This window comes from Candidatus Halobonum tyrrellensis G22, assembly GCF_000495475.1.
GTDB classification, from domain to species: Archaea; Halobacteriota; Halobacteria; order Halobacteriales; family Haloferacaceae; genus Halobonum; species Halobonum tyrrellense.
Genome location: NZ_ASGZ01000023.1, coordinates 1 through 15,109, shown reverse-complemented (window position 1 = coordinate 15,109; position 15,109 = coordinate 1). Strand labels below are relative to the sequence as shown.

The window sequence follows — 15,109 nt, the reverse complement described above, 5'->3', positions numbered from 1 at the left end:
AACCCCCGCATATGGCAACGGACTCCTCGTTCCTCCGGAGACGTGTGGACGCCGACGCCCTCCCGTTGGCCGTCGGCGACCTGGTCGTGATCCTCCTGTTCGTCTACGTCGGCACGATCAACCACGACGCCGTGGGGTTCCCGCCCGCGGGCGTCGACGCCGTCGCGTACGTCGTCGGCGTCGCCGTCCCGTTCCTGGTCGGCTGGGTGGTCGCCGCACCCCTCGTCGGCGCCTACTCGGCGGGCGCGGTGGAGTCGGCGAAGGCGTCGGTTCCGCTCGCGGTCCGGTCGTGGATACCGGCCGCCGTCATCGGCCTGCTCATCCGCGCGACGCCGTGGGTCGACGGCGGCGTCGCGCCGACGTTCGCCGTCGTGATGCTCGTCGTCGGGTCCGTCTGTCTCGGCGTCTGGCGCTACGTCGCCGCGCGGTTCGTCTGACCGGCCCGCGAGCACCCGCGGTTCGGTTCACGCCCCGATCGGTCCGCTCCGTACGTTCTCGCCGCCCGTTTCCGTCTCACGGCCACGAGCGCCGGCGATGCCATCTCGGAGCCGTCCGGCGCGTCCCGCCGCCGGGGAGCGAAACGGCTAACCGACTCCCGTTCTCACCCCCGGCAATGAGCAGTAGCAGCCACGACTGGCCGCACGACCCGGACGGCGAGAAGGGGAGCGAGGAGGGCCGGAAGTACGGCCACGCGGTGCTGGTCAAGTTCGTCGACGAGGAGGAGAGCTTCCCGCTGCGGGCGGGCGACTACGCCGACGAGTACGGCGACTACCCCGTGCGACTGGACTCCGAGACGGTCGTCTCGATCGCTGAGATCTTCGAGGACATCGACCCCGACGAGACGTACGACGACATCGTCTCGTTCCACAAGGGCGTCGGCCGGGCGATGCGCCGGCAGGGCTACTGGACGTACGAGGGCGCGGACCAGTTCACCCGGACGCGCGGATAGGGGAGCGCGGGGCGGACCGCGACCCGCGGTGGGAGACCCCTCCCCCGCGTCGGCGGGCGCTCTTCGGGCGGCCGACGGCGACGGACAGGGTGCCCTCCACGACGCGCGGACGACTCGTCAGTTCGGTGACTCGGCCGACGAGCGAACCGGCGAGAGGTCCGTCCAGTACACCACGACCCTCGGGTCCGGGAGGCGGGGACTGAGGAGCCGTCCGGCACGGCCGAGAACGCGGACGCCTCCCACTCCGGTTCGGTAGGCGGCGACGCGGTGCCCTCGGTGGCGGGCGTGGGCCCACGCGGGTTCGCGTCGCGTCCCGTCGCCGTCTACCGCTACCGCTGTTCGCTCCGTCTCCGCTACCTCCGTCTCCGTCTCCATCTACGTCCCCTCCCCAGTCTACTTCTCGCGGTTGGGACGGACGCCCGTAACTCGCTGTTCGAGCGCCTCCCGCTCCCACGTCCGCGTCGAGTCGCCCTCCACCTCGTTGCGCAGTCGTTCCTCGAGGAGGTTGACCGCCATCGAGTTGGCGCCCTCCGGGATGATCAGGTCGGCGTGCTTCTTCGTCGGTTCGATGAACTGCTCGTGCATCGGCTTCACCGTCGAGAGGTACTGGTCGATGACGCCCTCCAACTCGCGGCCGCGTTCGATCACGTCGCGTTCGATCCGTCGGAGGATCCGCACGTCGGCGTCCGTCTCGACGTACAGCCGGAGGTCGAGCATGTCGTTTATCTCGTCGTCGTACAGCGCGAGGATCCCTTCGAGCACGATGACGTCCGTCGGCTCGACCGTCAGCGTCTCCTCCTTGCGGTTGTGGAGTTCGAAGTCGTACTGGGGCATCTCGACCGACTGCCCCGACAGGAGCGCTTCGAGGTGTTCCCGGAGGAGTTCCCACTCGAACGCGTCGGGGTGGTCGTAGTTGACCTCCGCCCGTTCGGAGATATCGAGGTGTGAGAGGTCCTCGTAGTAGTTGTCCAGCGGGATGCGCGTCACCGCGTCCGCGACGTTCTCGGTGACGAGTCGCGTGACGGTGGTCTTACCAGCGCCGGTTCCCCCGGCGATACCGACGACGAACGAGGGGTAAGTCATTGGCGCGTATCGGGGCCTCCGACGGTTTCAACGCATCGGACCGCGCCGAACGCGGGGGAGAGCCCGTCGGCCGCCTCGCGTCGTCGCCGCCAACGAGTCCCGCCGACGCCGCGGGCCGGGCCGACCTCTCGGCGTGACGACAGTCCTATGCTCCCAGGTGTCGCAGGTACGCTCAATGCTCCCGTGGGGTCACCTCGCCCTCGGCTACCTCCTGTATCACCTCCTCCTCCGACTCGGCGACCCCGAGCGCGGACCCGCGGACGCGCCGACGCTCGCGCTCGCGGTCGGGACGCAGTTCCCCGACCTGGTCGACAAGCCCGGCGCGTGGACGCTGGGTGTCGTCCCCTCCGGGCGGTCGGTCGGCCACTCGGTGTTCGTGCTCGTTCCGCTGGTCGCGCTGCTGTGGACGGTCGCCTCGCCCGCCCGCAGGGGCGTGGTCGCGGCGTTCGCGGTCGGCGTCGGCTCCCACCTCGTCGGCGACTCGTGGGGGTCGCTCCTCGCCGGCGACGTCGGCGACCTCACGTTCGTGCTCTGGCCGGTCTACCCGGTCGAACCCGAACACGGGCGGAGCTTCGTCGAGTTCTTCCTGAACCTCTCGCTGACGCCCGTACTCGCCGTCGGGGTCGCACTCAGCGCTCTCACCCTGGTCGTCTGGTACCGCGACGGCTGTCCGGGGGTCGGCCTCCTCGTCTCGTGGGCACGGGCGGGCGCGACGGCGGTCGCCGGGCGGTGAGCGCGGGCGTGCGGTCGGTGGGGACGCTGCCGCGAGCCACGGACGGTCCCGCCGAGCGGCGCCGCCGTCAGTGGACGGACCGCTCGTCGTCCGAGTCGATATCCTCGATCGGCTCCGACCGGTTCGAGACGGACGGACCGGGGGCGTCGGCGGCGTCGGCCGCCCACTCGCAGGCGTTGCCGAGGACGCGCCGGACCTCCTCCTGGTGGTAGACGGGGTACGTCTCGTGGCCCGGCCGGAAGTAGAAGACGCGGCCGTTCCCGCGGGTCCAACAGCAGCCCGACCGGAACACCTCGCCGCCCTCGAACCAGGAGGTGAACACGAGGTCGTCGGGTTGGGGTACGTCGAACCGTTCGCCGTACATCTCCGCGTCGGGCACCTCGAAGTAGTCGCCGATACCGTCGGCGATGGGGTGGCCGGGTTCGATCGTCCAGACCCGCTCGGTCTCGGCGGCCTCCCGCCAGTTCAGCGAACCGCTCGTGCCCATGAGCCGGCGGAACGGCTTCGAGAGGTGCGCCGAGTGGAGCACGATCAGCCCCATCCCGTCGAGGACGTGCTGTTGCACCCGGTCGACCACCTCGTCGTCCACCTCGTCGTGGGCGGCGTGTCCCCACCACGTCAGCACGTCGGTGTCGTCGAGCACCTCCTCGGTCAGCCCGTGTTCGGGTTCGTCGAGCGTCGCGGTGTTCGTCTCGAACCCCCGGTCTTCGAGCGCGTCCGCGATGGTCGCGTGGATCCCGTCGGGGTACAGGTCCGCGACGACGTCGTGTTCCCGCTCGTGTCGGTACTCGTTCCAGACGGTCACTGTCGTCATACCCGGCGGTTCCCACGGCGAGTACGAAAAACCACGCGCCCCGGAGCGCCGTGCGACTCGCGGCGACCCCCGACTCCGCGGCCGCCGTTCCGCTCGCGTGTGCCGGCCGGCCGCTCGTTCGTCCGCGCCGGCGCCGGGGTGGCGTCGCCGCTACGGGCGCTCGAAGTAGCGGTCGTGGTGGGCCGCACAGCCGGGGTTGAACGCGGCGTCGCAGGCGGGGCAGACGAACCCGGCGTCGAGGTAGGCGTCGACGGTCAGCGTCGCGCCGCAGACGCCGCACAGCACCGCCGGCTCGTCCGAACGCGCCCGCGGCCACGGCTCGGCGTCGTGGTCGGCGACCGCCTCGTGGCACGCGAAACACGGGTAGTAGCGCTCACAGCAGCCGAACCGCAGGGCGATCACGTCCCGCTCGCCCGCGTAGTGGGCACAGCGCGTCTCCGGACCCACGTCGACCCCCCGTACCTCGACCCCGCGGACGCGGCGTGCGGACACGGGCTGGGCGACGCGGGCCCGCGGCAAAAGCGGTTCGGCGACCGAGTACGCTCGGCTTACGCCGCCGACACGGCCGACGGTAGGCGGAAAACCGGGTGCTAACTCGGTCTCGGGGACGATCTGTGTGAGCATACTAGGGGGGTCGCGGGTAGCACGGACGTACTATTGTGGGGTCGTACACAACGGGGCGGGCGTGGACGACGGAGACGGGACGGACGGCGACGCGTCCGGCCCGGTACTCCCCGTACTCCCCGAGGCGGTGCTCCGACTCGACACCGTGTACGACGCGCTCGCCAACCCGACCCGGCGAGCGGTCTGCTACCTGCTCTCCGAGCGCGACCGGTGGCCGCTGTCCGACCTCGCCGCGCGAGTCGCGGCCATCGAGGAGGGCGTCGCGCCGTCCGCGGTCGACGCGACCGCCCGCGACCGGGCGTCCGCCGCCCTCTATCACGTCCACCTTCCGCGGCTGGCCGACCGGGGCGTGGTCACGTTCGACGCGGAGGCGGACGCCGTCTCGGCCGGACCCGCGGCGGACCGCGTCCTCGCCGCGCTCGACGCGATGGCCCGCCTGGTCGAGGACGGGGCCGGCGCGGGCGACGGGGCGAGCGACGACCCGGTCGACGGCGCGGCGGACGCGGGCGACCGGAACGACGAGGGGAGGCAGGACCGGGCGGACGGAAGGAACGACGAGGCGGACGGGACTAGCGACGAGGAGTAGCCTCACCGCCCGGCCACGGCCGGCGGGCGGGCGCCGCGTTCACCCCTCGAACCGGTCGCCGAGCGCGCCCGCGGCGTAGAGCGCGTCTATCTCCTCGTCGTCGTAGCCGACTTCGCGGAGCACCTCGTCGGTGTGTTCGCCCAGCCGCGGCGGGTAGCGGCGGACGGTCGCGGGCGTCCGCGAGAACTGCATCGGACTGCCCGGGAACTCCACCTCGCCCGCGGTGGGGTGGTCGACGCTCGCGCGCATCCCCCGCGCGAGCACCTGCGGGTGCGAGAACACGTCCGCCACGCTGTTGACGCGGCTCGCGGGCACGTCGTGGGCGTCGAACCGGTCGAGCCAGTCGTCCGTCGAGCGCTCGGCGAGCGCCGCGTCGAGCAACGGGTCGAGTTCGTCGCGGTGTTCGACGCGGGCGCTGTTGGTCTCGAACCGCTCGTCGGCGTACAGGTCGGGCCGGTCGAGCGCGCGGCAGAACCGCTCCCAGATGGGTTCGGAGGCGACGGCGACGACGACGTAGCTGTCGGCCGTCTCGAACGCCTGGTAGGGGGCGATGGTCGGGTGTTTGCTCCCCATCCGCCCGGGCGGGTCGCCGGTGGCGAAGTAGTTCGTCGCCATGTAGGAGGTCCACGCCGCCTGCCCGTCGAGCAGGCTCACGTCGACCTTCTGGCCCGCGCCGTCGTCGCTCCGCTCGCGTTCGAACAGCGCCGCCAACACCGCCTGCGCCGCGTACATCCCCGCGCCGATATCCGCGAGGGCGACGCCGATGCGGACGGGCGGCCCGCCGTCGACGCCGGTGAACGACATGAACCCGCCCTCCGCTTGCATCACGATGTCGTACGCCGGGCGGTCGCGGTCGGGTCCCCACTCGCCGTACCCCGACAGCGCGCAGTAGACCAGCCCGGGGTTGTCCGCGCGGAGGTCCGCGTACCCCAGGTTCCACTCGTCCATCCGGCCGACCCGGAAGTTCTCGACGAGCACGTCCGCCTCCCGCGCCAACTCGCGGAAGGCGTCGCGGCCCTCGGGGGTGTCGAGCGCGAGCGTGACCGAGCGCCGGTTGCGGTTGACGCTCATGTAGTAGGCCGACTCGTCGGCGTCGCCGTACCGCGGCGGGTGCCACCCGCGCGTCTGGTCGCCCGTCCCCGGGCGCTCGACTTTCACCACGTCGGCGCCGAGGTCGCCCAACTGCATCGTACAGAACGGTCCCACGAGCACGCGCGAGGCGTCGAGCACGTTGATCCCGTCGAGCGGGCCGGTCTCGCCCGTCGGATGTTCCGCCTCTCCGACCATGCGCCCCCCTCGGGCGGGGGGAGCAAAGCCGTGGCGTTCCGGTCGGCCGCGAGACCCGGACGACCGGGACGCCGACGCAGCACCGGGAATCGGGACCGGAACCGCCAGCCGGGACGCCCGTGAACCGTCCGCACGGCGGGCGCGAAACGACACCGTTTTAACCAACTCGCCACTACCGGTGAGTGCACAGAGCGGTGCGATGCGGCGCGCTCCGATAGTGTAGTCCGGCCAATCATATTGCCCTCTCACGGCAATGACCAGGGTTCGAATCCCTGTCGGAGCACTTCTCCCGTTTTTCGAGATGTCAGTCCGAGTGGTAACTGGTTCACGTACATGCGTTCAGGTACAGTCTAGGACCACTGAACCCGGACTTGTTATTACGTCTCTCTAACGTGAGGGAGTATGCTGGATATTGATTTGGTCGAGAAACTGCGAGACGACATTGAGGTCAATCCTACTCTCAAGGACGTGGGATTCGGGGGATTCATCCTCTCAGGGATACTGATTCTGCTCTACTTCCATCTGAGAGACGATTTCCTCAGCTGGTTTAACGCACTCGGGAGTCTTGCCCTCACGAGCCTACTTGCAATACTCTATTGGAGGCAGTCGGAAATACAAAAAGATCAGCAGGATTTCCAGAGAGAACTTGAACGACCGGTCTTGCATGTTGATGGTTTTAGGCAGGGGAGTCAAGAAAACTCGGTTAAGATTCGAATTTCAAATTCGGGGAACAGTGCAGCCCGGAACGTTCAGTTGGAGACTATAATTGGGTTCTCTGAGAAAACAGGAGATTTCGATGAATACTCTTCAGGAAAAAACATGCAACCACTTACACTTATAGATATTGAAGATGTTGGATGGACAAATAAGACTAATGCACACATTATTTCCGGTTCTCAAAGAGAGGTAGTTGAGAGTTCTCCTCTTGGTTTCAAATGGTACGATAAAAGTGTAGAAAAGAGTAAATATAATACCTTCTCAAATTTACATAATCACCTACATCTGGATGAAGATGAGGTTCGAGTTATCGGGAATATCGTCTACGAAGGCCCCTCCAATACTTATCGAACTGAAGTCTTCGATTCGCTCGTCTACATCCAAAATGACGACCTGTTAGAGAGTCTTGTCGAGACAAATCCGTTCACTATGGTTCTAAAATCTCCATTTATTGTCGATGACCAAAAAAATAGAAAGTGTTCAAGAAATTGATGTTCGAAAAGAGAATGATACACCATTCGACGGGGGTTAAGGGAGATGGGAGAGTTGTCATGGGTAACTTGCAACTCAGAGAGGTCGTCCATTTGGCGACTCGGCTCCAAAGCAGAGTTATTACTCAATGTTTCCGATGATGTAGTAGATCGCTCCAGAGAGTGACTTCAATAGTATATGCTCTATCTGGATCCCTTCGTTCATTGTCGAATAGAAATAATGAGATACCTATTCCGACTTATTCCCCGTTATTCGTCTTTCGTGCTTTGACCATATTTGGTCGAAGTAATTGATAGCCCTCTCACGGCAATGACCAGGGTTCGAATCCCTGTCGGAGCACTCCCGTTTTCTCGGCCCTTCGCCACTCCTTTAGGACCGCGGTAGCGTGTTCCCGGCCGTGAGCAGCATCGTCGACTCCCTCCCGGACCGACCCCTCTTGGACGCCGAAGTCGAGGCCATCGAGGACCCGACGACCGGCCGCATCTCGCTCGTCCGCGAGGAGACGGCCGACGGCGTCGTCCACTTCTACGTCCAGACGCCGGAGACGCTCTACTCGCTGGTGTACGACGACGCGGCCGGCGAGTGGCGACTCGACGACGCGTTCGAGGTGGAGTCGGCCGAGTGGGAGCGCCACACGGCCGAGTGGTTCGACGAGACGACCGACGAGGAGTTCGACGACTGGTAGGCCCATCGCCGTCGGGTCCGTCCCCGGCCGCCGAACCGGGCAAGGCGCCCGCCGAGCGGAGGACCGAAGGCCGTCCCGCCCCTGGCTCCGTCGATGGACGCCTACGAGGTGCGCGAGGCGACACCGGAGTACGAAGGCGTGGTTCGAACCGAGCGCGAGCGGCCCGAACCCGGACCCGGGGAGGCGCTGGTCCGGGTGCGCGCGTGCTCGCTGAACTACCGCGACCTAGCCATCGCCAACTCCGAGTTGGCGTATCCGGGGGCACGGCTCCCGGTCGTCCCGCTGTCGGACGGCGCGGGCGACGTAGTCGGGGTGGGCGAGGGGGTCGACCGGCTCTCGGAGGGCGACCGGGTGGCGACGCCGTTCGCGCCCGACTGGGTCGACGGCCGGCTGACCCGCGAGAAGACGGCGCGGACGACCGGCGGTAACGTCGACGGCGCACTCGCGGAGTACGCCGTCTTCCCCGCCGAGAGCCTGCCGCTGCTCCCCGAGTACCTCTCGTACGAGGGGGGCGCGTCGCTGTCGTGTGCGGGGCTGACCGCGTGGCGCGCGCTGGTCGAGGACGGCGACCTGCGGGCGGGCGAGACGGTGCTCGCGCTCGGGACGGGCGGGGTGTCGACGTTCGCGCTCCAGTTCGCGCGAACGTTCGGCGCCGAGGTCATCGTCACGTCGTCGAGCGCGGAGAAGCGCGAGCGCGCCGAGGAGTTGGGCGCGGCGGCGACGCTCGACTACGAGGAGACGCCCGAGTGGGGGGAGGCCGTTCGGGAACTCGGCGGCGCGGACCACGTGATCGAGGTGGGCGGCGCGGGGACGCTCGAACAGTCGCTCGCGGCCGCGACCGTCGGCGGGCACGTCCACCTCATCGGCGTACTCGCCGGGCAGGGCGGCGAAGTCGACCCCGCACCCGCGCTCGGGAAGGCGCTGACCGTCGAGGGCGTGCTGGGCGTCGGCAGCCGCGCGATGTTCGACCGGATGCTCCGCGCGATGGCCGTCGAGGAACTCGAACCCGTGGTCGACCGAACGTTCGGGTTCGACGAGGCGCGCGAGGCGTACCGGTACGTCGAAGCGGGTGAACACCAGGGGAAGGTCGTCGTGCGCGTCGACTGAGACCGACCCGGGACCTGACGCCCCTCGGCGGAGCCCGACACCGCCCGCCGGCCGGCGCCGCCGACCGCTTATGCTCCCCGCCCGCGTAGCGTCGGGTATGCCCGAGGTCACGCTCGTCGACCGCGGCCGCGTCCGCGCCGACGTCGCCTCCGTCATCGACGGCTACACGATGGCCACCGCCGACGACCCGAACCCCGACCACGAGCGGATCGACTTCGTCGTCTGGAACGCGGTGATAGAGACCGACGACGCGACGTACCTGTGGGACACGGGCGGCCGTGCCGACGCCGCCGAGTCGTGGCCCGACCCGCTGTACGACGCCTTCGAGGCGTACGACGCCGACGAGCACCCGCTGGAGGGCGACCTGGCAGACGCGGGCTACGACCTGTCCGACGTCGACGCGGTGGTGGCGAGTCACCTCCACCTCGACCACGCGGGCGGGCTGGCGGCGTTCGAGGGGACGGACGTCCCCGTGTACGTCCACGAGGAGGAGTTGAAGTTCGCCTACTACTCCGCGAAGACCACGGAGGGGTCGATCGCGTATCTCGCCGACGACTTCGACCGCGACCTCACCTGGGAGGTGGTCCACCGCGACCGCCGCACGCTCGCCGACGGGTTCGAACTCGTCCACCTGCCGGGGCACACCCCCGGGGTGCTCGGCGCGCGCGTCGAGACGCCCGCGGGGACGCTCGTGATAGCCGGCGACGAGTGTTACGTCGACGCCAACTACCGCGAGGGCGTCCCCCTCGGGCCGGGGCTGCTGTGGAGCGAGCGCGCGTGGCGCGACAGCCTCGAAACCGTCCGGGAGCTCGAACGCGTACACGACGCCGACGTGCTGTACGGCCACGACCTCGACCGGTTCGAGGAACTGGCCGGGACGTACTGACCGCGCTGCGCGCTCGCGGGGCGCAAGAACGCTCCGCCCGCCGGCCTACTGCGAGCCGGTGCCGCGGATCACGAGCGGGTCGCGCGTCTGGATCCAGACGCGGCCGTCGCCGGCGAAGCGGGTTACGAACCCCTCGCCGCCGAGCAGCGTCGACTTGACGCTGGAGTCTTTCGTCCGCGAGACGTCGAGTCCGTCGGTCCACGCGAGCAGGTGGTCCTCGTCGACCACGACCGGGTCGTCGGACGACACCTCGCGGCTCCGGAGCGCGCCGAACGCCGAGAGGAACGCGGTCCCCGACCCGTCGAGCGAGAGCACCGTCAGTTCGCCCGACGAGAAGAAGTTGCCCGCCTCGTTCGCCACGGAGGACTTCTCGACGTCGGGCGTCCACGCGACCACCCCGCCCGACTGGACCTTCACGCGCCCCGTCTCCGCGAGGTCGATCCGACCGATGTCGCCCGGGAGGTCCGGGCCGAGCGTCACCGTCCCGCCCGCCTCCGTCGCGGTGAACACCGTCTCCGTCACGTCGAGTTCGTCGCTGAGCGCGCTCTTGATCATCCCGGTGGCGCCCTCGGCGGTGCCCCGGGTGTCGCTGTCGACCGACTCGCTCCGGGTTATCATCGCTCCGGGGTCGGCCACGACCGACTCGTCGGCGTCGAGGGTGGCGGTCACCACGGCGTTGCTCGGACCGTTCTCGATGGCGAACTCCATGCGCGACGGTGACGGACCCCCCCAGTTGTACGTTGGGGTTCGCCGGGGCGAGCGTGACCGACGCTCGACCCGGACGCGGTGCGGCGGGCCCCCGAGAGGGGCGCGCTCGGCGTTCAGAACGACCGGAGTTCGACGAGCGCGCACATCACGTTCCGCTCGGCCTTCCGGAGGTGTTCGGCTGCGGTGCCGGTCGAGCAGTCGAGGGCGGCGGCCACGTCTTCGATGCCACACTCGCGGGGGACCGCGTAGTAGCCGCGGTCGACGGCGGCCGCGGCCGCCTCCCGCTGGCGGTCGGTCAAGCCGGGGTCGAACGCCGCCTGCCGGCCGTCGTACTCGCCGATCCGCTCGACGGACGCGCTCACCTCCGGCGGGAGGTCGTCGAGCGTCGACTGGAGCACCTCGGGGTCGCCGAGCGCCGTGAGGGTGGCGCGGCCGCCCTCGACGAACTCCACCGGCGGGACCAGGATGATGCCGGTCCGCGAGAACAGCCCGAACAACTGGTCGTCGATCGAACTCTCCTCCTGTTTGAGGTAGGCGTAGAAGGAGCCGTCGCCCAACGACGTGAGGTCGTAGTCGACCACCTGCTCGGCGGATTCGAGCGCCGCCTCGTACGGCTCCCGCTCGCCGTCGACGTAGAACAGGAACGTGTCCCAGCCGTCGGTCGCGGTGTTGCCGTGGAGCAACAGGTCGCGCTCGACCCCGTCGTGGCGGTCGATGAACTCGTGGACCGGGTGGAGGGCGTCGCCGGAGAAACGGAGGGTCAACCGGAGGTACTTCATGGCTCGTCCGGGGGGTGACGACGCCCCTCACATAAAGGACCGCATCCACGCGGCAGAACCGACTGGTCGGCCGCGCCGAGTCGTCCGGTGTGAGCCTCGAACGCCCCGAGGAGCCGACCCGGGAGGCGCGAACCGCGGACGCGGAGCGCTCGGCGGACGAGATCGGCGAGTTGCTCGGCGATAGCGTGATCGGTCGGGAGGAGCATCTCAACGCGCCGGGGTACGTGATCCGGCCGGACGCGGTCCAAGAGACGCTCTCGACGCTGAAGAGCGAGGCGGGGTACGACCACCTCTCGTGTGTGACCGCCCAGGAGTACGAAGACCGGTACGAGTCGATCTACCACCTCAAGAAGTACGACGACCCCACCCAGGAGGTGAGCGTCGTCGTCCCCACCGACCGCGAGAACCCCGTCTCCGAATCCGCCGAACCGGTGTTCCGCACGGCCGACTGGCACGAACGGGAGGCGTACGACCTGGTCGGCATCGAGTACGACGACCACCCCGACCTCCGACGGATCCTCCTCCCCGACACCTGGCAGGGACACCCGCTGTCGCGCGACTACGACCAGAACCGACCCCAGATCGTCCCGTTCGTCGAGAACGCCAACCCCCTCGACGAGGACGGGCGGGTCGAGGGCGGTGCGGCCGGCGACGCCGGGCGGGACACGATGCTGCTCAACATCGGGCCGCACCACCCGGCGACCCACGGCGTCCTCCACGTCGAGGTGACGCTCGACGGCGAGCAGGTGGTCGACGCCGACCCGGACTTGGGGTACATCCACCGGTGTGAAGAGCAGATGGCGCAGAGCGGCACCTACCGCCACCAGATCATGCCGTACCCCGACCGCTGGGACTGGGGCGGCGCCGGCCTGCTGAACGAGTGGGCGTACGCGCGCGTCGCGGAGGACCTCGCGGATATCGACGTGCCCGAGTACGCGCAGGTGGTCCGCACGATGGGCGCGGAACTGTCGCGGATCCTCTCGCACATGCTCGCGGTCGGCGCGTACGCGCTCGACGTGATCGGCGACTTCACCGCGACGTTCATGTACGCCATCCGCGACCGCGAGAAGGTCCAGAACATCCTCGAAGACCTCACGGGCCAGCGACTGATGTTCAACTACTTCCGACTCGGCGGGGTCGTCTGGGACCTCCCGGAACCCCGCGAGGAGTTCTTCGAGAAGACGCGCGACTTCCTCGAAGACCTGCCTCAGGCGCTCGAAGAGTACCACGACCTGCTGACCGCCAACGAGGTCATCCAGATGCGGACGGTCGATACGGGCGTCCTGCCGCCGGAAGTGGCGAAGGAGTACGGCGCGACCGGGCCGGTCGCGCGCGGGTCGGGGGTCGACTACGACCTCCGCCGGGACGACCCGTACGGCTACTACGACGAACTCGACTGGGACGTCGTCACCGAGGACGGCTGTGACAACTACGCTCGTCTACTGGTCCGGATGCGCGAGGTCGAGGAGTCGGCGAAGATCGTCGGCCAGTGTGTCGACCTCCTAGAGGAGTGGCCGGAGGACGACCGCACGATCCAGTCGAACGTCCCCCGAACGCTCAAGCCCGACGACGACACCGAAGTGTACCGAGCAGTCGAGGGCGCGAAAGGTGAACTCGGGATCTACATCCGCGCGGACGGCACCGACGAGCCCGCGCGGTTCAAGATCCGCGGCCCCTCCTTCTCGAACCTCCAGACGCTCCCCGAACTCTCGGAGGGCGAGTACGTGCCCGACCTGATCGCCTCGCTCGGCAGCCTCGATACGATCATGGGCGAGGTCGACCGCTGAGCCGCCCCGGTCGACGGCCGCTCCGACTCGGACCCGCCGGACTCCGGCCCTCCAACTCGGCCCGCACGCTCACACCGCGGACGCCGGTCCGACTTCGTAAACCTCTTCTCGGACTCGGTTGACGAGGGCGTGTGACCCGCACGAACACTCGCTCGGAGGACGTGGCGCTCGTCGGCGAGGAGACGGTCGGCAACCTCGCGCGCGCCGCGCTGTTCGCGGCGCTGACGGGCGCGTTCGCGTACGTCTCGTTCACGCTCCCCGTCACGTCGGTCCCCTTCACGCTGCAGGTGCTCGGCGTCTTCCTCGCGGGCGCGTTTCTGGGTCCGGTGTGGGGGTTCGCGTCGCTGTCGCTGTACCTCGTCGCGGGCGCGGTGGGCGCGCCCGTCTTCGCGGGCGGCGGCGCGGGACTCGGCTCGCTGCTCGGCCCGACCGCCGGCTACCTCTGGTCGTACCCGCCCGCGGCGGGCGTCGTCGGACTCGCGGTCCACGGCGTCGGCGACCTCCGCGACCCGTCGACGGCGGGGCTCGGACGGCTGGTCGGCGGGATGGCCGCGGCGACGGTCGTCATCTACGCGCTCGGGACGGCCGGGTTCGTGCTCGTCGGGAACGTCGGCGTCCGGACGGCGCTGGTGACCGCCGCGCTCCCGTTCGTCCCCGCGGAGGCGCTGAAGGCCGCCGCCTGCGTCGCCATCGTCCGGAGCGACGCGGCGGCCGCGCGGTGAGCGTCACGTGATAGAGACACGCGACCTCCTCCACCGATACGGGGACGCCGTCGCGCTCGACGGCGTCTCGCTGTCGCTCCCGGACGGCGAGTTCGTCGTGCTAGCGGGCGCGAACGGCTCGGGGAAGACGACGCTGGTCCGCCAGTTCAACGGCCTCCTGACGCCCGACGCGGGCGAGGTGCTGGTCGACGGGACGCCCGTCGGCGACGACCTGGTCGCGGCGCGCACCGCCGTGGGGATGACGTTCCAGGAGTCGCGCGACGGGTTCGTCGCCGCGACGGTCGGCGCGGACGTGGCGTTCGGCCCGGAGAACCTGGGTCTCCCCCGCGAGGCCGTCGACCGGCGGGTCGAGTCGGCGCTCGCGGCGGTCGGAATGGGCGGGCGAGAGGACGCCCGCGTCGACGAACTCTCGGGCGGCGAGCGGAGCCGTGTCGCCATCGCGGGCGCGCTGGCGATGGAGCCGACCCACCTCGTGCTCGACGAACCGTTCGCGGGGCTCGACGCCCCCGCCCGCGACCGGGTGCTCGCACGGCTCCGCGACCTGAACCGGGAGGGGACGGGAGTCGTCGTCGTCACTCACGACCTCCGGGGGCTGGGGTCGCTCGCCGACCGGGTGGTCGTCCTCGACGGCGGCCGGGTGGCCGTCGACGCCCCGCCCGCGGCGGCGTTCGAGGCGCTCGGCGGGCTCCCGGTCCGCGCGCCCGGCGCCGGGGAGTCCGGTTGACCCGTGCTCGGCTACGCCCCGGGCGACTCGCTCGGCCACCGCCTCGACCCGCGGGGCAAGCTCCTGTTTCAGGCCGGGGTCGCGGCCGCGGGGTTCGCGCACGCCACCCCCCGCGGGCTGGCCGTGCTGACGGTCGTCGCCGGGGTGGCGCTGGCGTGCTGTCGGCTCTCGCCGGTCGCCGCGCTCGGCGAGGTGCGGCTGGCGCTCCCGCTGTTGGTCGCGGGACCGTTGGTGGAGACCGTACGGCTCGGCGCGCCGTGGGTCGCGCCCGCCGCGGCGCTGCCGCCAGCGCTCGCGTCGTATCGGACGCTGCTGTTGCTCGCGCTCGCGGTGGCGTACGTCCGCACGACCCCCGTCCGGGAGTCGGAGGCGGCGGTGGCGTGGCTGGTCCCCGGTCGCGCGGGGCGCACTCTCGGGGTGGGCGTC

At 69.5% G+C, this 15,109-nt stretch carries 18 protein-coding genes, 1 tRNA gene and 1 pseudogene; 13 read left to right on the top strand and 7 right to left on the bottom strand.

Going from position 1 to position 15,109, the window contains the following annotated elements; genetic code table 11:
* The first annotated feature begins 11 nt into the window (after positions 1–11).
* Both K933_RS06905 and K933_RS06900 read left to right on the top strand, forming a co-directional pair.
* Positions 12–437, top strand: coding sequence for a DUF3054 domain-containing protein (locus K933_RS06905; protein ID WP_049947682.1), 426 nt, complete (start codon positions 12–14; stop codon positions 435–437).
* A 176-nt stretch (positions 438–613) separates the two neighbouring features.
* Positions 614–949: a DUF5785 family protein gene (locus K933_RS06900; protein ID WP_023393981.1), complete on the top strand. Its 336-nt coding sequence runs from the start codon at positions 614–616 to the stop codon at positions 947–949.
* A 117-nt stretch (positions 950–1,066) separates the two neighbouring features.
* Here K933_RS06900 and K933_RS17895 read toward each other — a convergent pair whose 3' ends face one another.
* Together K933_RS17895 and udk are read right to left on the bottom strand one after the other, a co-directional pair.
* Entirely contained in the window at positions 1,067–1,324 is a 258-nt protein-coding gene (locus tag K933_RS17895) for a hypothetical protein (protein ID WP_152529771.1), read from the bottom strand.
* An 18-nt stretch (positions 1,325–1,342) separates the two neighbouring features.
* Positions 1,343–2,032, bottom strand: coding sequence for a uridine kinase (gene udk, locus K933_RS06895; protein ID WP_023393980.1), 690 nt, complete (start codon positions 2,030–2,032; stop codon positions 1,343–1,345).
* A gap of 175 nt (positions 2,033–2,207) precedes the next feature.
* Here udk and K933_RS06890 point away from each other — a divergent pair, with 175 nt between their 5' ends.
* Positions 2,208–2,765, top strand: coding sequence for a metal-dependent hydrolase (locus K933_RS06890; protein ID WP_023393979.1), 558 nt, complete (start codon positions 2,208–2,210; stop codon positions 2,763–2,765).
* A gap of 67 nt (positions 2,766–2,832) precedes the next feature.
* Here K933_RS06890 and K933_RS06885 read toward each other — a convergent pair whose 3' ends face one another.
* Entirely contained in the window at positions 2,833–3,579 is a 747-nt protein-coding gene (locus K933_RS06885; protein ID WP_023393978.1) for a ThuA domain-containing protein, read from the bottom strand.
* Between the two features lie 150 nt (positions 3,580–3,729).
* Positions 3,730–4,071, bottom strand: coding sequence for a CHY zinc finger protein (locus K933_RS06880; protein ID WP_023393977.1), 342 nt, complete (start codon positions 4,069–4,071; stop codon positions 3,730–3,732).
* Positions 4,072–4,264: 193 nt separating this feature from the next.
* On the opposite strand from K933_RS06880, the gene K933_RS06875 reads away from it, so the two are divergent.
* Positions 4,265–4,789 (top strand): DUF7344 domain-containing protein, encoded by a 525-nt coding sequence (locus tag K933_RS06875; protein WP_023393976.1) that lies wholly within the window; start codon positions 4,265–4,267, stop codon positions 4,787–4,789.
* Between the two features lie 39 nt (positions 4,790–4,828).
* On the opposite strand, the gene K933_RS06870 is transcribed toward K933_RS06875, so the two are convergent.
* Positions 4,829–6,076, bottom strand: a complete 1,248-nt coding sequence (locus K933_RS06870) for a CaiB/BaiF CoA transferase family protein (protein ID WP_023393975.1) — start codon at positions 6,074–6,076, stop codon at positions 4,829–4,831.
* A gap of 208 nt (positions 6,077–6,284) precedes the next feature.
* On the opposite strand from K933_RS06870, the gene K933_RS06865 reads away from it, so the two are divergent.
* From K933_RS06865 to K933_RS06850, 5 genes are all read left to right on the top strand, one after another.
* Positions 6,285–6,359 (top strand) — tRNA-Glu (locus K933_RS06865).
* A 119-nt stretch (positions 6,360–6,478) separates the two neighbouring features.
* Complete coding sequence (locus K933_RS17890; protein ID WP_152529770.1) at positions 6,479–7,285, top strand: hypothetical protein; 807 nt, start codon at positions 6,479–6,481, stop codon at positions 7,283–7,285.
* Positions 7,286–7,682: 397 nt separating this feature from the next.
* The gene (locus K933_RS06860) at positions 7,683–7,970 is read left to right on the top strand and encodes a hypothetical protein (RefSeq protein ID WP_049947681.1); all 288 of its coding nucleotides are present in this window, start codon (positions 7,683–7,685) and stop codon (positions 7,968–7,970) included.
* A 93-nt stretch (positions 7,971–8,063) separates the two neighbouring features.
* The gene (locus K933_RS06855) at positions 8,064–9,077 is read left to right on the top strand and encodes a zinc-dependent alcohol dehydrogenase family protein (protein WP_023393973.1); all 1,014 of its coding nucleotides are present in this window, start codon (positions 8,064–8,066) and stop codon (positions 9,075–9,077) included.
* Between the two features lie 97 nt (positions 9,078–9,174).
* Entirely contained in the window at positions 9,175–9,963 is a 789-nt protein-coding gene (locus K933_RS06850) for an N-acyl homoserine lactonase family protein (RefSeq protein ID WP_049947680.1), read from the top strand.
* A 45-nt stretch (positions 9,964–10,008) separates the two neighbouring features.
* Here the strand turns inward: K933_RS06850 and K933_RS06845 are convergent, their stop codons facing one another.
* Positions 10,009–10,671 (bottom strand): TIGR00266 family protein, encoded by a 663-nt coding sequence (locus K933_RS06845; protein WP_023393971.1) that lies wholly within the window; start codon positions 10,669–10,671, stop codon positions 10,009–10,011.
* Between the two features lie 113 nt (positions 10,672–10,784).
* Entirely contained in the window at positions 10,785–11,450 is a 666-nt protein-coding gene (locus tag K933_RS19205; protein WP_023393970.1) for a helix-turn-helix domain-containing protein, read from the bottom strand.
* 89 nt (positions 11,451–11,539) lie between these two features.
* Between K933_RS19205 and K933_RS06835 the strand changes: the two genes are divergently transcribed.
* The 4 genes and pseudogenes from K933_RS06835 to K933_RS06820 all read left to right on the top strand — a co-directional run.
* Positions 11,540–13,237 carry an NADH-quinone oxidoreductase subunit D gene (locus K933_RS06835; RefSeq protein WP_023393969.1) on the top strand — a complete coding sequence of 566 codons (1,698 nt, stop codon included), beginning with the start codon at positions 11,540–11,542 and terminating at the stop codon, positions 13,235–13,237.
* Positions 13,238–13,368: 131 nt separating this feature from the next.
* The gene (locus K933_RS06830) at positions 13,369–13,959 is read left to right on the top strand and encodes a biotin transporter BioY (protein WP_049947679.1); all 591 of its coding nucleotides are present in this window, start codon (positions 13,369–13,371) and stop codon (positions 13,957–13,959) included.
* 7 nt (positions 13,960–13,966) lie between these two features.
* Complete coding sequence (locus K933_RS06825) at positions 13,967–14,683, top strand: energy-coupling factor ABC transporter ATP-binding protein (protein ID WP_023393967.1); 717 nt, start codon at positions 13,967–13,969, stop codon at positions 14,681–14,683.
* Between the two features lie 3 nt (positions 14,684–14,686).
* Positions 14,687–15,109: pseudogene (locus K933_RS06820) on the top strand (energy-coupling factor transporter transmembrane component T family protein); the annotation flags it as partial.

Excerpts from the sequence above, each read along its gene's own strand:
- K933_RS06905 (WP_049947682.1), top strand. The coding sequence starts at position 12 with ATGGCAACGGACTCCTCGTTCCTCCGGAGACGTGTGGACGCCGACGCC.
- K933_RS06900 (WP_023393981.1), top strand. The coding sequence starts at position 614 with ATGAGCAGTAGCAGCCACGACTGGCCGCACGACCCGGACGGCGAGAAG.
- K933_RS17895 (WP_152529771.1), bottom strand. The coding sequence starts at position 1,324 with ATGGAGACGGAGACGGAGGTAGCGGAGACGGAGCGAACAGCGGTAGCG.
- udk (WP_023393980.1), bottom strand. The coding sequence starts at position 2,032 with ATGACTTACCCCTCGTTCGTCGTCGGTATCGCCGGGGGAACCGGCGCT.
- K933_RS06890 (WP_023393979.1), top strand. The coding sequence starts at position 2,208 with ATGCTCCCGTGGGGTCACCTCGCCCTCGGCTACCTCCTGTATCACCTC.
- K933_RS06885 (WP_023393978.1), bottom strand. The coding sequence starts at position 3,579 with ATGACGACAGTGACCGTCTGGAACGAGTACCGACACGAGCGGGAACAC.
- K933_RS06870 (WP_023393975.1), bottom strand. The coding sequence starts at position 6,076 with ATGGTCGGAGAGGCGGAACATCCGACGGGCGAGACCGGCCCGCTCGAC.
- K933_RS17890 (WP_152529770.1), top strand. The coding sequence starts at position 6,479 with ATGCTGGATATTGATTTGGTCGAGAAACTGCGAGACGACATTGAGGTC.
- K933_RS06855 (WP_023393973.1), top strand. The coding sequence starts at position 8,064 with ATGGACGCCTACGAGGTGCGCGAGGCGACACCGGAGTACGAAGGCGTG.
- K933_RS06850 (WP_049947680.1), top strand. The coding sequence starts at position 9,175 with ATGCCCGAGGTCACGCTCGTCGACCGCGGCCGCGTCCGCGCCGACGTC.
- K933_RS06845 (WP_023393971.1), bottom strand. The coding sequence starts at position 10,671 with ATGGAGTTCGCCATCGAGAACGGTCCGAGCAACGCCGTGGTGACCGCC.
- K933_RS19205 (WP_023393970.1), bottom strand. The coding sequence starts at position 11,450 with ATGAAGTACCTCCGGTTGACCCTCCGTTTCTCCGGCGACGCCCTCCAC.